At 55.5% G+C, this 18,226-nt stretch carries 16 protein-coding genes, 3 pseudogenes and 1 riboswitch; of the genes and pseudogenes, 3 read left to right on the top strand and 16 right to left on the bottom strand.

What is annotated here, in order from left to right:
• Window positions 1-162: 162 nt before the first annotated feature.
• From ACHHV8_RS04905 to ACHHV8_RS04880, 6 genes are all read right to left on the bottom strand, one after another.
• Window positions 163-1,176 carry a zinc-binding alcohol dehydrogenase family protein gene (locus ACHHV8_RS04905; protein ID WP_395157273.1) on the bottom strand — a complete coding sequence of 338 codons (1,014 nt, stop codon included), beginning with the start codon at window positions 1,174-1,176 and terminating at the stop codon, window positions 163-165.
• Window positions 1,177-1,721: 545 nt separating this feature from the next.
• Window positions 1,722-2,666: a 1-phosphofructokinase family hexose kinase gene (locus tag ACHHV8_RS04900; RefSeq protein WP_395157271.1), complete on the bottom strand. Its 945-nt coding sequence runs from the start codon at window positions 2,664-2,666 to the stop codon at window positions 1,722-1,724.
• An 11-nt stretch (window positions 2,667-2,677) separates the two neighbouring features.
• Window positions 2,678-3,544 carry a class II fructose-1,6-bisphosphate aldolase gene (gene fba / locus ACHHV8_RS04895; RefSeq protein WP_395157269.1) on the bottom strand — a complete coding sequence of 289 codons (867 nt, stop codon included), beginning with the start codon at window positions 3,542-3,544 and terminating at the stop codon, window positions 2,678-2,680.
• Window positions 3,545-3,582: 38 nt separating this feature from the next.
• Window positions 3,583-4,638, bottom strand: coding sequence for an SIS domain-containing protein (locus ACHHV8_RS04890; RefSeq protein WP_395157267.1), 1,056 nt, complete (start codon window positions 4,636-4,638; stop codon window positions 3,583-3,585).
• A 543-nt stretch (window positions 4,639-5,181) separates the two neighbouring features.
• Window positions 5,182-6,504: a 5'-deoxyadenosine deaminase gene (locus tag ACHHV8_RS04885; RefSeq protein WP_395157265.1), complete on the bottom strand. Its 1,323-nt coding sequence runs from the start codon at window positions 6,502-6,504 to the stop codon at window positions 5,182-5,184.
• Between the two features lie 112 nt (window positions 6,505-6,616).
• Window positions 6,617-6,715: riboswitch (purine riboswitch) on the bottom strand.
• A 144-nt stretch (window positions 6,716-6,859) separates the two neighbouring features.
• Complete coding sequence (locus ACHHV8_RS04880; protein WP_395157263.1) at window positions 6,860-7,132, bottom strand: DUF1294 domain-containing protein; 273 nt, start codon at window positions 7,130-7,132, stop codon at window positions 6,860-6,862.
• Between the two features lie 463 nt (window positions 7,133-7,595).
• Here ACHHV8_RS04880 and ACHHV8_RS04875 point away from each other — a divergent pair, with 463 nt between their 5' ends.
• Entirely contained in the window at window positions 7,596-7,880 is a 285-nt protein-coding gene (locus ACHHV8_RS04875) for a FixH family protein (protein ID WP_395157261.1), read from the top strand.
• A 1-nt stretch (window position 7,881) separates the two neighbouring features.
• Here ACHHV8_RS04875 and ACHHV8_RS04870 read toward each other — a convergent pair whose 3' ends face one another.
• The 9 genes and pseudogenes from ACHHV8_RS04870 to ACHHV8_RS04830 all read right to left on the bottom strand — a co-directional run bounded on the left by ACHHV8_RS04870 (window position 7,882) and on the right by ACHHV8_RS04830 (window position 16,203).
• Complete coding sequence (locus tag ACHHV8_RS04870) at window positions 7,882-8,571, bottom strand: sulfite exporter TauE/SafE family protein (RefSeq protein ID WP_395157259.1); 690 nt, start codon at window positions 8,569-8,571, stop codon at window positions 7,882-7,884.
• A 46-nt stretch (window positions 8,572-8,617) separates the two neighbouring features.
• On the bottom strand, window positions 8,618-10,864 hold the full coding sequence (locus tag ACHHV8_RS04865) for a heavy metal translocating P-type ATPase (RefSeq protein ID WP_395157257.1): 2,247 nt from the start codon (window positions 10,862-10,864) through the stop codon (window positions 8,618-8,620).
• A 615-nt stretch (window positions 10,865-11,479) separates the two neighbouring features.
• Window positions 11,480-11,941 (bottom strand): disulfide oxidoreductase, encoded by a 462-nt coding sequence (locus ACHHV8_RS04860; RefSeq protein ID WP_395157255.1) that lies wholly within the window; start codon window positions 11,939-11,941, stop codon window positions 11,480-11,482.
• Window positions 11,942-11,947: 6 nt separating this feature from the next.
• Entirely contained in the window at window positions 11,948-12,655 is a 708-nt protein-coding gene (locus tag ACHHV8_RS04855) for a DsbA family protein (RefSeq protein ID WP_395157253.1), read from the bottom strand.
• A gap of 103 nt (window positions 12,656-12,758) precedes the next feature.
• Window positions 12,759-13,172: a DoxX family protein gene (locus ACHHV8_RS04850; protein ID WP_395157251.1), complete on the bottom strand. Its 414-nt coding sequence runs from the start codon at window positions 13,170-13,172 to the stop codon at window positions 12,759-12,761.
• A 102-nt stretch (window positions 13,173-13,274) separates the two neighbouring features.
• Window positions 13,275-14,123 (bottom strand): M56 family metallopeptidase, encoded by an 849-nt coding sequence (locus ACHHV8_RS04845; RefSeq protein ID WP_395157249.1) that lies wholly within the window; start codon window positions 14,121-14,123, stop codon window positions 13,275-13,277.
• A gap of 2 nt (window positions 14,124-14,125) precedes the next feature.
• Window positions 14,126-14,540: pseudogene (locus tag ACHHV8_RS04840) on the bottom strand (BlaI/MecI/CopY family transcriptional regulator).
• A 224-nt stretch (window positions 14,541-14,764) separates the two neighbouring features.
• Window positions 14,765-15,679 (bottom strand): nucleoside hydrolase, encoded by a 915-nt coding sequence (locus tag ACHHV8_RS04835; RefSeq protein WP_395157247.1) that lies wholly within the window; start codon window positions 15,677-15,679, stop codon window positions 14,765-14,767.
• A 38-nt stretch (window positions 15,680-15,717) separates the two neighbouring features.
• A complete protein-coding gene (locus ACHHV8_RS04830) occupies window positions 15,718-16,203 on the bottom strand; it encodes a DUF6884 domain-containing protein (RefSeq protein WP_395157245.1) in 486 nt (161 codons plus the stop codon).
• Window positions 16,204-16,295: 92 nt separating this feature from the next.
• Here ACHHV8_RS04830 and ACHHV8_RS04825 point away from each other — a divergent pair.
• Both ACHHV8_RS04825 and cdaS read left to right on the top strand, forming a co-directional pair.
• Window positions 16,296-16,899: pseudogene (locus tag ACHHV8_RS04825) on the top strand (nitroreductase family protein).
• An 84-nt stretch (window positions 16,900-16,983) separates the two neighbouring features.
• A pseudogene (cdaS, locus tag ACHHV8_RS04820) lies at window positions 16,984-17,540 on the top strand (sporulation-specific diadenylate cyclase CdaS).
• Window positions 17,541-17,583: 43 nt separating this feature from the next.
• On the opposite strand, the gene ACHHV8_RS04815 reads toward cdaS, so the two are convergent.
• Window positions 17,584-18,030, bottom strand: coding sequence for a PCYCGC motif-containing (lipo)protein (locus ACHHV8_RS04815; RefSeq protein ID WP_395157243.1), 447 nt, complete (start codon window positions 18,028-18,030; stop codon window positions 17,584-17,586).
• Window positions 18,031-18,226: the final 196 nt, after the last annotated feature.

Here is an 18,226-nt window from a genome sequence, read left to right as displayed (position 1 = left end):
ATACTCCGAGCCGCAGGCTTTAATCTTGCTGCAGAGGCTTCGGTTTATGAGAGGGCATGCAAACAAAGCCGCAAGCCGGAAGGGCTTCACCGCCCGGCCGGCTCGCAGCTTGAAATGGCCGCCGCCATATACTGATGCTGATACTGATGCGGATGCGTGCTTTTACAGCTCCACCATCGCTTTGATGACTCCGGTTTCCGGCTTCAGCCAGGCTTCATACGAGCCGATCATGTCCTCGAAGCCGACGCGGTGGGTAATAAATGAATCCGTATCGATGTGTCCGCTGCGCAGACTGTCGATCACATGCTCGAAATCAACAATTGTCGCATTCCGGCTGCTCATCAGGGTAAGCTCACGCTTGTGGAACTCCGGATCGTGAAAGGATAGATCGGCCTTCACCAGCCCTACGAAAACCAGCCGACCGCCATGCGATACATATTGGAAGGAGCTTTCCATCGATTTGGCATTGCCTGTTGCATCGAATACCACCGTCGGCAAATCACCGCCGGTGATCGCTTCGATTTCCTTCAACGGATCGTTCTTTACATTCACCGTGTAGTCGGCAGGCGCCCATTCCCTGCAGTACTCAAGCCGGCCCTCATTCATATCGAGCGCGATGACCCGAGCGCCCGCCAGCTTGGCGAACTTCATGACGCCGAGTCCGATCGGCCCCGCTCCGATCACAAGCGCGAATTCGCCTGGAGTAATCGCTGCCCGGCGTACCGCATGAGCCCCGATGCTCAAGCATTCGACGATAGCCGTCTGCTCCAGTCCCAAGCCCTCCGCTTTCAGCAGATGATCGGCGGGCACCGCTATATACTCCCGCATGCCGCCATCCTGATGGACGCCGAGCACTTTCATCTGCGTGCAGCAGTTCGTTTTGCCCGACCGGCAGGCGATGCAGCGTCCGCATTCCAGATACGGCAAAACCGCTACCGGATCGCCCGCCTTCAACCCCCGGCTGTTGCTGCCGATCTCCACAATTTCACCTGCAAGCTCATGCCCAAGAATACGCGGGTATTCAAAAAACGGCTGATTGCCGCGGTAAGCATGCAAATCCGTGCCGCAAATGCCGATGCGGCGAATCCGCACCAGCGCTTCCCCTTCCGCCGCCGCAGGCATATCCGTTTCTTTTAAAGCAAAGCGGTTCGGCTCTTCACACACGATCGTTCTCATGAATCAGGTCGCCTCTTTTCAAAGTAGGATAAAAGGATGGAATTTCTCTTACTATGGATTCTCTATTTAGAAAGCGGTTTCCTTCCCGTATCTAAAATAAGCTTCGGATGTTTTCCTCCTGCCCTAACTATTTGTCCGATGTCTCCCTCTTCAAGGGACCGGCTTAAGCAGCAGGCGGCAAAAGACCCGGACTTGGCTGCCCCGCAGTGCGCACTTAAGATCCGAGAACGTCGGAGAGGCGGGAGTGAAAAAAGAAACAGCCAGGGCTTCTGCACCTGGCTGTTAAAAAACATCGCTGCGCGCACAATACCTGCTTCCAGGCTTAAGCTTACGAAGCCTGTCTGACGGCTTTGCAAGCGCGCAACTGTTGTCCTTGAGGCTCAACCAACCGATGATCCCCTCGCTTTGAATCGGGTTGAGCTTCTAGGACACAGGCGAACGCTTACGCTGCTGCAGTACGGTTGCGTACGCTCCGCCCGTTTCTTTAGCGCCCTCGGCTCCTGCCTTGGCCGATTCATCTTCATTCCGCCGCACTCCGCTAGTGTCTAGTGCGGCTCTTCCCTTACAACGACCTGCCCAAGCAGCTGCTCTACATCCTGCGGGTCCACATAACCGGCACGGGCCGTCAGCGCATTGGCCGAGCCTGCCGCCGCAGCGTAGGCAAGGCATGCCTCGAGCGGCTGCTTGCGCAGGGTCGCAACCGCCATACCGGCTGTATACGCATCTCCGCACCCTACTGTATTCACCGGCTGCACCTGCGGTGAAAGAGCAGTATACCGTTTGCCCCCGTAAGAGCTGTGTGATCCTTTGGCTCCCAGCGTGACGCTGATCAGCTCAATCCCCTTCTCGTGCAGCGTGTCCAGCTGCGTATCCTCCGCAGCCCAAGGGGCACCGGCTTCCCGCGCCTGACCTGTCAGCTGCGCCATTTCGTCCTCATTCGGCTTGATGAAATACGGAGCCGCATCGACCGCATGCCTCAGCGCAGAGCCGCTTGTATCGAGAAAGGCCAGCGCTCCCGCCGCCTTCGCCAGCGTGATCAGCTGCGCATAATAATCGTCCGGGACTCCCCGAGGGAGACTGCCGCTGAAGCAGACGACCGATGACCTGCAGGCCAGACGGTATACCGTATCCGCCAGCCTGCTCATTTCCTTGGCCGATATGACAGGCCCGGGCTCCAGCACCTCCGTAGAGACGCCGGTCGCTTCATCGATCATGTTCAGGCAAAGCCGGGACTCTCCTTCAACGCTTACAAAATCGTGTCGAAGTCCTTGACGGTCCAGCCCTTTACGGATCCAGTCCCCGTTGCTCCCTCCCAGAAAGCCGGTCGCAACAACCGGGCAGCCTAGCTGGTGAACCACGCGGGCGACGTTAATCCCTTTGCCTCCCGGCTCGGCATAGAGGTTGTTCACCCTGGATACATGCCCCAATGGAAAACGGGGCAAATAATACGTCTTATCGATAGCCGCATTCAAGGTAACGGTCGTAATCATTGTTCGTCCGCTCACTTCCAGTCCGAAGCCCTGCCGGCACAGCCGGCCATCCGCATTTTATCCATTGCGGCCGCCTTTACGGCCTGTTTGGCCGGAATCATATATTTGCGGGGATCGTTCTCCGCAGGATGCTCGGCAAATACGCTCTTGATCGCGTCGGAAAAGACGATCCGGATTTCCGTCGCAATATTCATCTTCGCCATGCCAAGCGAGATACATCTTTTTACCTGCTCCTCGGGAATGCCGGAGCCGCCGTGAAGCACCAAGGGGAGCGAAAGCTTGCCGGCAATCCGCGCGATCCGGTCGAAATCGATTTTCGGCTCCCCTTTGTAAATGCCGTGAGCCGTGCCGATAGCCGGAGCCAGTGTAGGCACGCCCGTCAGCTCCACGAACCGGACGCACTCGTCCGGGTCGGCCATCAGCGCTTCGTGCTCGGCTACCACGATCTCGTCCTCGACGCCGCCGACCTTGCCCAGCTCGGCTTCCACATTGACGCCGACCGCCTTGGCAATGTCCACAACCCGGCGGGTCTGCCTGACGTTCTCCTCGAATGGATGCATCGAGGCGTCAATCATCACGGACGTATAGCCTGCCCGGATGCATTGAATAATCGTATCGAAATCCGTACAGTGGTCCAGATGAAGCGCAATCGGTACCCGGACGCGGGCTGCAGCCGTTTGGGCCGCAGCTGCGATATAGTCGGCGCCCAGATGCTTCACGGTACCTACGGTCGATTGCAGAATGAGCGGCGACTGCGTTTCCTCAGCCGCCTCGACGACCGCTTGGAGCATTTCCAGCGTATGAATGTTAAATGCGGCGATGCCGTAACCTTGCGCTCTGGCCGCTTCCAGTAAAGGGGTAGATGATACTAAGGGCATATCGTTAACCTCCGAGCTTCCGGTGATAAGTAGATGAATTAAATAATAACAACCTGCGTCAAATTACGCGGCGTATCCGGGTTGACCCCGCGCTTCATGGCCGTGTAATAACCCAAATATTGCAGGGCGGGCAAGTAGAGAACGCTGCGCGCGTCATCGGACAAGTCCGCTCCACCGATATCGAGCACCGCGTCGGCAAACGCCGTGTCTTCCCCTTCGCGCGCGGTCAACAGCAGCACGAACGCGCCGTATTCCTGCATCTCCTTGGCTGCCTTGAGCTCATAGGAGCGAGCCTGCTCGGACAGCAGCAGACACACAAGCGTTCCCGGCTCGACGACCGATTTGGGGCCATGGCGGAATTCCAGCGTGCCGTACGCTTCAGTCCACACATAAGACATTTCCTTCACTTTCAGGCAGGCTTCAAGCGAAATGCCGTAGGCCGTACCCATGCCCAAGTAAATGTATTTATTGAAATCATGACCGTCGACCAGCTTCCGGATAAACGCATCCGACCGGCTAACCACATCCTCGTCCGCTTTCATCACCCGCTCCATCTCGCGGATCCGCTCTTCGTTCTCTGCCGCTTTGGCAATCGCCGCCTGCATCATAAACGTCATGCTGCTGAACGATTTCGTCATTACCGTGCTTTTTTCTTTCCCGAGCGGCGAGATCAGGCACGGCGCCAGCTGCGCGAGCCTGCTGTCCTCATAGCAGCTGATGCCTGCCATGTCAGCATTCGGCACATCGCGCAGCGATTCCAGCGCCAGAATAACCTCGGACGATTCTCCCGAACGGGATACGCCGATCACCAGGTAACGGCGCTGATCCGTCATCGCCTGGCTTCGGAACAGAAACAGCTCTGACGAAGGATACGCGGAGGCGCTTTTGCCAAGCCATGCACGGCAGGTGGAAGCCATGGACAACGCTTGATAGTAGGATGAGCCCGATCCGATAAAAATGATTTCATCATAAGCGGGATTCAGCAAGTAGGATTGAATCCAATCCTGCTGCCGCTCCAGCTGTGCCCATGCTGCCTGCAGAGCGTCCGCTTGGGCGGATATTTCAGGATACGTAAACTGACCGAATTTCGTCATGGAATAGCTCCTCTCCTGGATATAATGAAATTTTACGTCATTATTTTGATTTTTTCAATCATTTTATTCTGACATTGGGAGCGATTGCGCATTCCATTCAGGCTATGGTATGAAAAAAATATGGGCCTCCATGTAACCCAACTGTCTGAGCACAGGAGAGAATGGATATGGGGTTACAACCGCTGTTGAAATTCGTGTCATTTGAATGGATACTTAGCAGGAGCGACACGAATTTCAAAGGCGGACGCTATCGCTTTTCCACCCCATATCCATTCTCTCTTCTGTTCTACTTTGTGCTGCCTTCTACTTCTCTAGAGCGATCTAGACACCTCTCACATACCCGTGGCTCGTTCCCCAAACCTGCTGCTTTATTTCCGCCCGCAAGTTCAGGCATGTCATCAAAAAAGAGTCACTCCCGTGACTCCCAAATTCGAATTCTTATCTTATCGAAAGTGCTCCACTCCTGGCCTAAGGAGAGAATGGCATGAAGGCAGGCCATCCTCCCGGTCAAGTCATGGGAAGCACTTTCTAGGTATGTGCTGTTTAAATACGTGCCAGAAGCCTTTGAATCGCCCGGTCGGACTCTCTAAGCACGAGGTCCTTATCCATGGTTTTTACAGTTTTGTTCTCCATCACGATTTTGCCGTCAATGAATACCGTATCGACATCCCCGCGGGTTGCGGAGTAAACGATGCGCGAGAACAGATCGACATCGAACGAAGGGTAGGCATGAAAATCGTACAAGTCGAGCAGCTGCAGATCCGCCTTTTTGCCCGGCTCGATGCTTCCGATCTCATGGTCGAGCCCGAGCACCTCAGCGCCGCCGATGGTGGCCAGCCGAAGCACAGAACGGGCATTCATCACCGTCGGGCCGTGCTGAACCTTTTGGATATAGGCGGTCAGGCGCATTTCCTGGAACATATCCAGGTTGTTGTTGCAGGGAGCCCCGTCGGCGCCGATACCAACATGAATGTGACGGCCCAGCAGATCCGGTATTTCGGCGAGACCGGAGGCCAGCTTCATGTTCGAGCCGGGACAGTGGGTCACCTTAACCCCGCGCTCGCGGATGATTTCTTTCTCCTCTTCATCCAGCCAGACGCAGTGCGCGAGCACCAGATTCGGCGAGGCCAAGCCGATATGATCGAGATATTTCACGTTGCGCATCTTGCGCTCCAGCTCGACCAGCTCGATTTCGCCCCGGTTCTCGGAGGCGTGGGTATGCACAAGCACGTTATACTGCTTGGAGAGATCGCGGACGCCTGTCAGCAGCTCCTCGGTGCAAGATACGACAAATCGGGGGCAGAAAGCATACTGCAGCCTGCCGCTGTCGTAGCCGTGCCACTTGTTCAGCAGCGCCTCGGACTCCTTCAAGGAAGCGGCCGTCTCCTCATACAGAATGGACGGCACATTGTCGCCGTGGTCGATCATCACCTTGCCGGAGATGGCGCGGATTCCGCTCTGAGCCATAGCCTGGAAGGCGAAATCCGTATGGCGGACCGTCTCCATATCGAGAATCGTCGTCGTGCCGCTGCGGATCAGCTCGCCGATGCCGAGCAGCGCGGAATAGTATATCGATTCCTCGTCATGCGCCGCCTCCAGCGGCCATATTTTTTTGCGCAGCCAGTCGAGCAGCTCCAAATCGTCGGCCCGGCCGCGAAACAGCGTTTGACACAGATGAATATGCGTCTGCACGAAGCCCGGCAGCAGCACCTTTCCTCCTGCGTCGATGACCGTGTCCGCAGTTACATCCAGCTTCGCGCCCACTTGGGAAATGCGGTCGTCCTCAAGCAGCACCTCCCCTGAGAAAACGTCCAGATCGGCATTCATCGTGACAATGCAAGCATTTCGAATCAGTGTCGTTGCCATGCTCCCACTCCCTCACCATCATTTTTTACAATTGCTCGTTTCGACGAACCGGTACAGCCTTCTCCTGATTGTTTCCTTCCGTACGCAAAAAATCCTAACGACGAAATGACAAAAGGATGCTTTTGTCATTCGTAGTTAGGAATTCACGGTTCCTTCTAGAGAGCCTCAATCCGATTATCGAGGATATACGAATGTATGAAAGTTGTTTTTATCTTAACGTATCCAAAGCCGCTGCGTCAACAAAAAGCTCGAACAAATGACGATTATTCCCTTTTTACATTCAATCCCCCTACAATAACCGAACGATAATGGTAAATATAAAAAGAATATTCGCCTTTTGGATATTACAATAATATCAGGCTTGAAGCCCCTTGACGATCCAATAAATGAGAACCGCATTGACAACCAGCAGCGCAGGCATACCGAGGATGAAGGACGTATGCTTCGTTTTGTGCCTCCAGGTGTACATGCCGATCCAAGCGCCAAGCGCCCCTCCGCAGGCAGCGTAGCCGAACAGCCTTTTCTCCGGTATTCTTCGCTTTCGCTTCCCCGCTTGCGACTTATCGTAAGCCATCAAGCAGAAGCTGATGATGTTCATAATCACAAGGTATGTAATAAAAATACGCAATGCCGACGCCTCCCGCACCCAGTTCCAACATTCACGGATTGAATTGCTATCCGGTTCTATTATTGTACCTGTTTTGCGTGGAAGGCGCACCTGCTGCATTAACTGCCGCTATTAGCTGCTGCCGTACCGGCTAAGCTCCATGGTTCTCCCCAGCCCTTAGGCATCGCTGTCCCCGTTGGAGTTTCGACAGACAACCTGCCGCACTGTGCTGCAGCTCGCGTCTAGGATCCACGGTCTTCCCGTATCTCATGGTCTTTTTTCAGTATAAATCGACATATTTATAAGAGAATCGGATCCGACACGAAAGAAGGTCGATCGTGCATGAGCAGAAACAGTATGTTCATCTATGTGCTGGTGATTGTCTGCGTAGCGCTGTGCGCCGCCCTGGTCCGTCACCCGCAAGGCTTCCTCCGAGCAGTATGCCCCTTCCACCGTTGCCACCACCGGCCCGTACACGCTTCAGGTGCAAATGGCGTCCCCTGAAGCCAAGGTGCTGAAGCCGAATACCTTCACCATCTCCGTCCAAGAGGCTAACCGTACGCCGGTCAGCGGAGCGCAAGTGAATATCGCCATCTCGATGCCCGATATGTTCTGCGGCATCAGCACAGCCCACGCCGAAGAGGTCGAACCCGGCGTCTATCGCGGGGAAGGCATCCCTCTGATGGCCGGACGCTCCTCCGCCGAAGTGACTGTTGCATTGAACGGGCAAACCTATACCGTCGAGCACGCTTTCCTTTCGGTGCGCTAAGCTACCACAGCCAAGGATGAATGCTCGGTATCCATCCGTTAGCGGCCATCCCGCGCAAAATCGACACCATGCCGATCCAGATGGCCACCATTTGTCCGATCTTCAGCACGTGCCGGCGCAGGGTTCGCTTGATGACGCCGGCGAACAGGCCGGCGAAATACAAGGCCGGCAAGGTCGACAAGCCGAATACCGCCATCAGCAGAGCGCCGCTCCAAGCCTGACCGCTTGCAGCGGCGTTCATCTGCATGGCGTAGGTCATGCCGCACGGAATGAAGCCGAGCAGAATGCCGCTTAAGTAGACGGCGGCTCCGTCCTTGCGTGAGCGAAGTCTCTCCGACCAGCGCCGCAGCCGCGGAATCCGCAGCGGTCCCCAGCCGGCAAGCGGCAGCGCATATTTGCGGAACACCCACAGCAGAATGAGCAGGCCACCCGCTATACTGGCAATGCCCTGAACGCCCGCGAGCTTTCCCGCCACATCAACGAACGAGCCGACGGTGCCCATCAGCAGGCCGAGCCCCGTATACGTCGTCACCCGTCCCAGATTATAGGCCGTCACCGCGCGCCATGCGCCGATATCGGCGTTCAGCGCAAAGCCGCTGACGGTACCCCGCACATGCCGATGCAGTGCGGCGCTCCCAGAATGCCGGTCAGCGCGGCAAGCATCAAGGCGTCGCTGCTTATCATACACCATGCTCCTTCCTTCGCGCTGCACCGCCGTTTCAGCTGTCGCCCTGCCGTCAGGCCTTCTGCAGCCGCAAAGCGTTGCAGATGACGGTTACGGAGCTCAGCGCCATGGCCGTACAAGCCATCCACGGAGCCAGATAGCCAATGACGGCCAGCGGTATGGCAAGCGCGTTATAAAATAACGAGAACATCAAATTTTGCCGGATGACCCGCATCGTGCTCCGGCTGATCCGGATCGCGCGGACGATGCCCGTCAAGTCGCCCTGCAGCAGCACGACATCCGCCGCAGACTTGGCGATATCCGTGCCCCGCGCGATAGAAATGCCGACATCGGCTGCCGCGAGCGCTGGCGCATCGTTGATGCCGTCGCCGACCATCGTCACCTTCTTCCCGTCCCTCTGCAGCTGCTGCACGATCGCAACCTTTCCTTCCGGCTGCACCTCCGCCGCAAACTGCTCCAGCCCCGCCTGCTTGGCAATCGTTCTCGCCGTCCGGCTGTGGTCCCCGGTCACCATTCTGACCTCCATGCCCATCGCCTTCAGCTGCCGCACCGCTTTGCGCGCCGCAGGCTTCAGCGTGTCCCGCAGGGCGATGGCCCCGTACCATTGTCCGTCGACAGCGGCATGCACGACGGTGCAGCCCTCCTGCTCCCACCGCTCCAGCCTGCTGAGCCCCGCCCCTTCGGGCACGCCCGCAGCGCCGCTGTCCTGCAGCCACCGCCGGCTGCCGACCTGGACGCGGCGGCCCTCGACGGTCGCCTGAATCCCTCTGCCCGGAACAGCCTCGAACCGCTCGCCATCAGGCAGCGTCAGGCCGCGGTTCAGCGCCTCCTGCACGATCGCTCTTCCGAGCGGATGCTCCGCGTGCTGCTCTGCGCCGGAGACGGTCCGGAGCAGTCCCGTCACCGTGCCTTTAGCGGCGACGGCATCAACCCAGCTCGGCTTGCCGGCCGTCAGCGTCCCTGTCTTATCGAGCAGCACTACTTCCGTGCCGGGCAGCACTTCGAGCTGCCGTCCCTCCTTGAATAGAATGCCCGATTGCGCCGCCCTGCCCGAGCCTACCAGAATCGAGGTCGGCGTCGCCAGCCCCAGCGCACAAGGGCAGGCAATCAGCAGTACCGCGATCGCCTTTTCCAGCGCTCCGCCTATGGCTCCCGGCTCTACGATCCCATACCATGCGGCAAAAGTGGCTATGGCCACGACAATAATGACGGGAACGAAAACCGCCGAGATCCGGTCCGCCATCCGTTGAATCGGCGGCTTGGCGGCCTGCGCTTCTTCCATCAGCCGGATCATCCGGGCAACCGTCGACTGGTGGCCGACACGGGCAGCGCGGACCATCAATACTCCATTCAGATTGATCGTTCCGCTCGTGACCCCGTCTCCGGGCTGTTTATCGACCGGCACGCTTTCGCCGCTGATCATTGATTCGTTAACGGCCGCATATCCTTCCAGCACCGTTCCGTCAGCCGGAATCTGGTCTCCCGGGCGGATGACCAGCGTATCCCCTTCCCGCACCTCATGGAAGGGGACCTTCACTTCCTTCTCCTCCCTCACCACATAGGCCGTCTCCGGCCGCAGCTCCTGCAGCCGTTTCAAGCTGACCAGCGTGCGTCTCTTCGAAATCGCCTCCAGCCATTTGCCCAGCCATACAATCGTGAAGATCATAACGCTCGCGTCAAAATAAAGCGGTGCGGCGCCCGACCCGCCATGGTGCGCAACCTCCCCGGAAGCCCCTCCATGGAACATCAAATAATGGCTGTAAAAATAAGCCGACGATGTTCCCATCACGACCAGTACATCCATATTCGCGCTGCCGCTTTTCAATGCATAGTAAGCTCCGCGGTAAAAGGGCTGCCCGATGGCAAACTGGGCAATCGTAGCCAGCGTCAGCTGAAACCAGGGATTCGACAGCAAATCCGGTACCCACCAGGAAGAGGTCAGCGAATGATGCTCCATCATGGACCATATAAACGGCAGGGTCAGCAGCATCGATACAAACGCCATCCAGCCCGTGATGCCCGTGCCCAGCCGGTCCGTCGTTTTATCCTCCTCGCCGTTATCCCTGTGCACCTGCGCCGAATAACCCAGCTGCTCGATTTTATGCTCAATCTGCTCGAAAGTAATCTGATGGGGACGCACCCGTAAGGAAGCTGTGTTCAGTGCCAAATTGACGCTGATCCCCTCCACTCCATCCATTCTTCCAACTGCCTTTTCGATGCGTGCGGCGCATGCCGCGCAGGTCATTCCTGAAATGCTGATTCCGACTTGCCGGACTGCTGTAGGCGTTGGCCCGCTCATTGGCTTCACTCCATCACCATATATATTGAATTTGTAGCTCCTGTTCCAATATATGGACTGGCCGGCTCAATCATACCTAGCCCGTTCTAATTCATCCGCCTAACCCAAAAAAATAAATTCTTGTCCTCCCATGACAAACGAACAGTCGCACTAGTCTACGGTCTCGTATACTACATCATCAAAGAAAGGAGTTGATTTCCAGTGTCTCATGGACATCACCAATTTTGCTGCCCTCCAGTCAAAGTGATTTGCGACCCCCCAAGACAAGTCATCCGCAACTTCTATCATCCACAGCTTGTAGAGGTTGTTCACCAGGTCGAGGTTGTCAATCGTCACCATTGCGTACCTGTGTATAAACACGTTGTCACTTGTACAGAAAGAGATGAATTCATAGGCAATCCAGGTATTGCCGGCCACAGAAACAGAGCGCAAATCTCCCAAGCGAGAGCCAAGCGCTAAGATCATCTCCGGCGGCATATTAGACGGACAACGGAAGCCCTTCATGAAATCGGCACGCTAAAAAGCGCTTGTTCGCTTTCGTCAGCTTCACGGTTGAACCGGTCAAAAAAAAGCTGTCCTGGAAGTCAAATGACTTCCGGACAGCTTTCCTCATAATTATCGGTTGGAAACGGATGGTTCGCGGTCCGTACCGCGCTCGTCCTGCTCCGAATCCTCACTGCGGCGCGCAGCCCACAGGAAAACCGTAATCAGAACAAAGGCGGTTAACGCCAGCAGCGGAATGGTAATGAATCCAAGCCAGTCGATGTAATCCTGGTCGCAGGGTACGCCGATCGTGCATGGCAGCAGCTTGGCCAAACCGGGAACTTTTTGCTCCGCGTAATGATACAAAGAGATGCATCCGCCGATGATGCTGAGCGGCAGCACATAGCCGATCAGCCTGCGGTCATTTTTATAGCAAGCCATACCGAGCAGAATGACCTGGGGATACATAAAAATCCGTTGAAACCAGCACAGCTTGCAGGGCTCGAATCTCAGCACCTCGCTAAAATAGAGGCTTCCCCCGACCGCAACGAGCGAGACAACCCAAGCCATATACATTCCGTATTGCTTTATCATCTGGCATTACTCACCCTTTTGCGCTTTGTCGATCGCCGCCTTCAGCTTGGCATAATCGTTGGCATCTTCGAATTTCTGCCCGTTGATGAACAGCGTCGGCGTGCTGCTTACACGGTTCTTATTAGCAAAGGCATTATGCTGATCGATTTCTTTTTGATACGTTTTGGAAGTAATATCCTGCTGAAGCTTATCGAAATCGATAGGCAGAGCTTCCTTGCGGGCTAAATCGACCAAATATTGCGGCGTCGCCCAAGGCAGCTTCTCGTCAGGCTGATTCTTGTAAATGGCGTCATAAAACTTCCAGTAAGCCTCGTTGTTCTGATGGAAGATCGACTGCGCCGCCAGCGCCGCCGTATTGGAATCGGGACCGATGATCGTGAAATTCATGAAGTGCAGGGAAACAATCCCCTTGTCGATATAATCCGCCTTCAGCTTCGGTTCAATCTGCTGACTGAAATATTGGCAGGACGGGCATTTGTAATCGCCGAGCTCGACAATTTTGACCGGAGCGTTCGCCTCGCCCAAAGACGGCATCGTCTCATAAGGAATTGCGGCCGGATCCGATTTCGGCTGAAAAATAACGAGTGCGGCAACGAGCAGAACGACGACCGCAGCCGTAATCCACATCAGCCGCCTCATGCCGGCTTGTTCTTTTTGCCTCTGCAGCTTGCGCTGCTCCTTGTAGCTTGGTTTCTTTTTGGATGGATTAGACAATGAAATCTCATTCCTTTACTCTCATATGCTTAAAATATAGCAGTAGCTAATTATACCACATTCTAGCAGCGTGTTTCTATCCTGCAGCTGATAGAAGCATCGCTTAAACTCTGTTGTCCAGCTTCGTTTCTTTGCCCCGCGCAAAAACAGCGTCGAGGGAAAGCGTCCGGCTCCCCGCAAGCAGCAGATGAAGCGACATCACGAGCAGCGCCACCTCGAATTCAAAGCCTCCGGCGAAGCCGGCCGATGCTTTGGCTGTCGTAATAACACCTATCATAATTCCCGCAAAGGCGCAGGAAACGACACGCGTGCCAATTCCTAGAATGACGCAGAGGCCGCCGATCAATTCAATGCCGCCCACAACGTAGGCCAGGATGCCGGGAATCCCCATTTTCTCGAAAAAGCCCGCCGTATTGGCGATGCCGCCATGAAATTTCATATAACCGTGCACCAGAAAAGTAACTCCCAGCGCAAGCCGGATCAGCAGTGTGCCTGCTTCCATCTTATGATTAAACATCGTTTAAGCCTCCTTGAAGGATGATTTGAAAAGTGAGGGGCCGAATGCCTAAATAAAGCCCATGGCAAAACTACGAACTGTAGTGCAGTCAGGTAAAAAAAATTAGTGCAGCACGACCATAAACATCGCGCAAATCAGAAGCAGCGTCTGAACCGAAACAACCGCAGGCGTGAACGGCCACTTCAGCGGAATATCGGAGCCCGGCTCAAGAATATGCCGGATGCGGTAGTTGACCGACGTATCCGCAAACGATACATGCGCCATTGGCACCGCAGCCGCCGTTTTGCTTTGCAGCAGCTTCAGCAAAGCGCCTCCCAGATAAACCGAAGCTCCCTGCTTCCCGATCGCGTATTTGTCCGCAAGCACTTCTCTTATAATCTTGTAATTGTGCTGGGACGATTTAAGAATCGGCAAATACCACATTACCGAGGCTGCGAGCGACAGCAGGAAGGTTTTCAAAGGATCGCCGTGCATTTGGTGAAAGCGCTCGTGATAAATAACCGCCTGCAGCTCCTGCTCGTCCAGCATGTCGATCAGTCCGGTCGAAATCACGATTCTGGGCCTGACCAGCCCCATAGCAAAAGCCATCGGCGCAGAGCTTTGCACGACGGTAATGTAAGCCTTACCGTGCGCATAGGCTCCGTTCAGCTCATCAGCCATCGCGTCGTCCCGGTTTTTCAGCAGCCGACGGTAAAACCGCTCCGAGAGGACCAGCTGACGGACGCAGTACCAGACGGAATAGAGGAAAGCATGCAATACAAGCACATTGAGCGCGTACCCCATCCATTGAAAGCCGAGGCGTCCTATGACGGAGTGGCAGAGCTCCAGCACGTTGTATTTTACATCCCAGCCCGACACCATATGAAGCAGGTACAGCCCCATCTGAACGAACAAGGCGCCGGATAGAAGCATGGACGACATAAAAATCAATCTGGACCGATTTTCCCACATATTCAGGATTCCTTTTTGAGCTGCTTGATTTTTTGTTCCAATTTCTCCATGAGCGACGGGTCCGCTTCCTCTAACGCATCCAGCATATGGTTGACGACCAGAGGGCCGAATTCCTCGATCAGCTCATGCGTCAGCTCTTTCGACTGATTGTCGAGAAACTGTTCCCGGGTCAAGACAGGCTGATACAGAAAAGATCTTCCTTCCTGTCTTTTCTCAAGAATGCCCTTCTCCACCAAGCGGTTCATGACCGTCATAACGGTATTGAAATTCACCGGCTTCTCCCGCTCCAGCTGGTGCTGAACGTCCTTGATCGCCATCTCCTGGACCTGCCCACAGGATGTCCATAATCTTCGCTTCCAGCGTACCGAAGAACCGGTTCAGCCCGCTCTCGTTCGTTTTGAAATGTTGTATTTTCACCCTCTACACACCTTTCACTACAAATTGTAGTGTCGTTATTTTGAAAAGTCAAGCCGAGCGGGATGGCAAGTATTTCAGCTCTGCCGCCTAGTCTGCTGCCCCCGGTTACTGACCGTATCCCCAGCGGATTCTTTCCGGGAAATCAAGAAAAGAAAGGCTCCTTTCCGGTAAGCCGGATAAAGAAGCCTTTCTGCCGCTCTATGAATCGACAACGACTCTATGAATTAACAAACCCTGCTTAAAAAATGCTCCAGAAATAAGGACGCATCCACTTCCGTACAGACCGTGACGGAACCGGCGGCATCCGGCATGCCTGTCGTCCGGCCAAGCGCCTCCCCGTCCAGGTTCACCTGCAGCCGCATGCGATCGCCCCTGACGAAATCAGGACGGATGACCGCTCCAACAGCCAACGGATCATGAAGCGCGCACCCGCCGATACCGGGATAAAACCGCTCGTAAGCGCCCATATAAAATTCGGTCATGTCCGCAAGAAACGGGCCAAGCGTCGAATCTTTAGTGCGCCAGCGGTCCATCTCGTCAATCGAGAGCAGCGTCTTCATCGTTACGTCGAGACCTATCAGTGTGACGGGAATGCCCGAGCGGAACACATAATCCGCCGCATCCGGGTCCGCATATACATTCGCCTCGGCATAAGGCGTCACATTGCCCGGAACCGTAACAGCCCCGCCCATGACGACTACGCGTTCGACAAGCTCTACTATTTCAGGCGCCTGCCGGATCGCCAGAGCGAGATTCGTCAGCGTGCCCACGGTAATGAGCGTCACTTCGCGAGGGCGCCGCTTCACCTGATCTATGATGAAATCCACGGCGTTCCCCTCCTCCGCACCGCGCTTCGGCAGTCCTTTCAGCGTATTGCCGATTCCGTCCTCGCCGTGAATATGCGGGGTACTGCCTTTTGTCGGGGTGCGCATAAAAGGCTTGCCCGCTCCGGCGATTACCGGCACTTCGCTCTCCAGGTGCTCCAACACGACCAGCGTATTGCGGGTCGCTTCCTCTACCGTGACATTTCCGAAGCATGTCGTAATGCCAAGCACCTCCAGCTCCTGCGACCGCACTGCATAAGAAATGGCCAGCGCATCGTCGATTCCTGTATCTACATCCAAAATAATCGGTTTCATCTGTGTAACTCCTTCAACTGTCAACTGATTTATGTTATTCAACCGGAAAATCCATCTGCGGCATCCGGTGCGAATTCTTTGCCCGATGCCAATACTTGATCCAGCCTCTGCAGCATATGTCCGATCCCTTTGCTGCCGACTAACGGATAGACGATGCTCCTTGCTTCGTCAAACACCTGCGGGAGAATGACCGTAAATTTCTTGCCGCCCAGGACGACAATGTCCTCGAACCGGTCCAGCCCCTTGCTGCGCGCCTGGCTGGCCAGCTGAGCCGCAGACAGGATGTCCGGATGGCCGCTTCCGAAAGCGACGTCGTAATTGCCTGGGACGAGCTCGCCGGGCAGCAAAAACCCGTGCTTCGCCGATAAAATGGCCCAATGCTCGAAAAACCGGGCCGCATAGGCCTGGCATTTGCGGTGCAGCGCACCGGTGTATGCCTGCTCGGCCGGGAAGCTGCCTGCAGCGGAGGGGTTCGTATCCCATATTTTTCGGGACCCGCATGGGATAATACAAAGTCGGGACAAACCCATCCCTCCCCCTTCTTTCATAATGTTCTTATCAATTGGTTACGCTATACTCGGACACACAATCAATCCATTAAAGGAAGGTTATGTACATGACGACCGATTTTTACTCGGCATTGCGTCACCGGAGATCTATTTATTCCATCAGCGATGAGCCTGTCCTCTCGGACGACCGGATCCAGGAAATCATCTATGAAGCCGTCAAGCATACGCCGTCGGCGTTCAACTCCCAAAGCACCCGCATCGTCCTGCTGCTGAAGGAACAGCACCATAAGCTGTGGGATCTGACCAAGGAAACGCTGCGCCGCATCGCCAAGGATGAGGCCAAATTCGAGTCGACTGCGCAGAAAATGGCCGGCTTCCGCGGCGGATACGGCACCGTTTTGTTTTTCGAGGATCAGTCCGTCGTCGAGCATTTGCAGACGCAGTTCGCTTCCTATAAAGACAACTTCCCGATCTGGTCGCAGCATACGAGCGGCATGCATCAGTATGTGATCTGGACCGCGCTGGAGATGGAAGGCTTCGGCGCCTCGCTGCAGCATTACAACCCGCTCATTGACGATCAGGTCAAGCAGGAATCTGCTCCTTCCCGACAGCTGGAAGCTGATTGCCCAGCTCCCCTTCGGCAAACCGACGGCGCCTGCCGAGGAGAAGCAGTTCCAGCCGCTTGAGGATCGGATCAAAATCTTCAAGTAATTCGAGCCTTCCGCTCCAAAAGGAAGTGAAGCCGTGGATACCACTTGCGATTTTAACCCGCTGAAGGAAGAACTGAAAAGCCGGATGCAGGGCATTGTGCTCCGCTTGCAGCATACGCTGCAGGAGCTGGAACAAGAAAATCAATGCCTGCTCAACGAATTCGAACAAATCCGCGAGGAGATCAGCAGATCCGAAGCGCTTGCCGCTTCATTCTATCTCAAGTGCTATCTGTCCTCGTACACCGACAAATATTCGGAAATTTCCCGCACGGTGCGGAATTTATCCGAGCGGCGCTACGGCGCCTTGATCGTCGTCCAGCGGGAGGATACGCTGGACCGGCTGATGACGCCGGGAGTCCTCATCGGCGCGAATTTGACGCACGCCCTGCTGGAATCCGTATTTATCCCAGGGGCCCGCTGCATGACGGCGCCGTCCTCATCCGGCGCAACCAGATCGTCTCCGCATCCAACGTGCTGCCGTTATCGGAAACCGCGGCCACGGATAAAAAGCTCGGCACCCGGCACCGCGCCGCGCTCGGATTAAGCGAGCGCAGCGACGCATTGGTTATTGTCGTGTCCGAGGAAACGGGAAGAGCTTCGTTCAGTCTCCAAGGTAACCTATTCGCCTTTGCTGTCCAATAAGCTTCTGCCTTGCAGAGCGGCTGGCGGCAAAGGTTTTTTCCTGCTAGGCAGGCAGCGGGGTTGGGGTCGGGGCTGCGTAGCCCTTCTCATATTTACTGTCGATCAGAGCACGTATTTCTTGAGCCGTTTTGCCCTCCTGCTTTAATTTAACCGAATATACCGCAGTCTCCAGGCAGACATTGCATCGCGTGCCGTGATCGTCCCATACGACGGATCCGTCTGGAGCCACTTCTTTAATAAAGCAGTTCTGATTGCTTGTATGCCCCGCACTCTCGCCGCAGCCGCAGTAGCAGGGCATCCATTGAAGCAGATCGGCATGGCTCGCCGCCAGCTGATAAATTTGCCGAAGCTGCGGGTCTTTCTGATCCAGGAAAGAAGGGAGCACATGGATCGAGGCCGTCCTTTCCTGTATATCGCCGTTCGCCAGCCGGTGCTTCTCATGACCGTCCTGGCTGCTCCGCCGCAAGCGGTCAAGGTCAGAAGAAGACACGGTACGATCCAATATCGGTTCCAACGCTTCAAGTCGATTTCACCTCACCGCTTATTGTACCGTAAACCCGATAGTTAAGGAAATAACACGCCGTCCTTCCTGGCGTGCCTTACTTCCAATGCTGGCGAGTTCTTAGCCTAAGCACATATGCGGCAAGAAGCCTGTCCCGGTCCGGTTTAAGCCGCTTAGCCTTCAA

Origin of the sequence: Paenibacillus sp. TAB_01 (assembly GCF_043945595.1) — a bacterium.
GTDB lineage: Bacteria > Bacillota > Bacilli > Paenibacillales > NBRC-103111 > Paenibacillus_S.
This window is presented reverse-complemented; position numbering and strand designations above follow the sequence as displayed.

Bases quoted from the DNA above. Each gene is read 5' to 3' on its own strand.
- ACHHV8_RS04900 (WP_395157271.1), bottom strand. From the start codon at position 2,666: ATGATTACGACCGTTACCTTGAATGCGGCTATCGATAAGACGTATTAT.
- ACHHV8_RS04850 (WP_395157251.1), bottom strand. From the start codon at position 13,172: ATGTTTAATCATAAGATGGAAGCAGGCACACTGCTGATCCGGCTTGCG.
- ACHHV8_RS04845 (WP_395157249.1), bottom strand. From the start codon at position 14,123: ATGTGGGAAAATCGGTCCAGATTGATTTTTATGTCGTCCATGCTTCTA.
- ACHHV8_RS04890 (WP_395157267.1), bottom strand. From the start codon at position 4,638: ATGACGAAATTCGGTCAGTTTACGTATCCTGAAATATCCGCCCAAGCG.
- ACHHV8_RS04885 (WP_395157265.1), bottom strand. From the start codon at position 6,504: ATGGCAACGACACTGATTCGAAATGCTTGCATTGTCACGATGAATGCC.
- ACHHV8_RS04905 (WP_395157273.1), bottom strand. From the start codon at position 1,176: ATGAGAACGATCGTGTGTGAAGAGCCGAACCGCTTTGCTTTAAAAGAA.
- ACHHV8_RS04835 (WP_395157247.1), bottom strand. From the start codon at position 15,679: ATGAAACCGATTATTTTGGATGTAGATACAGGAATCGACGATGCGCTG.
- ACHHV8_RS04865 (WP_395157257.1), bottom strand. From the start codon at position 10,864: ATGAGCGGGCCAACGCCTACAGCAGTCCGGCAAGTCGGAATCAGCATT.
- fba (WP_395157269.1), bottom strand. From the start codon at position 3,544: ATGCCCTTAGTATCATCTACCCCTTTACTGGAAGCGGCCAGAGCGCAA.
- ACHHV8_RS04870 (WP_395157259.1), bottom strand. From the start codon at position 8,571: ATGGTGTATGATAAGCAGCGACGCCTTGATGCTTGCCGCGCTGACCGG.
- ACHHV8_RS04860 (WP_395157255.1), bottom strand. From the start codon at position 11,941: ATGATAAAGCAATACGGAATGTATATGGCTTGGGTTGTCTCGCTCGTT.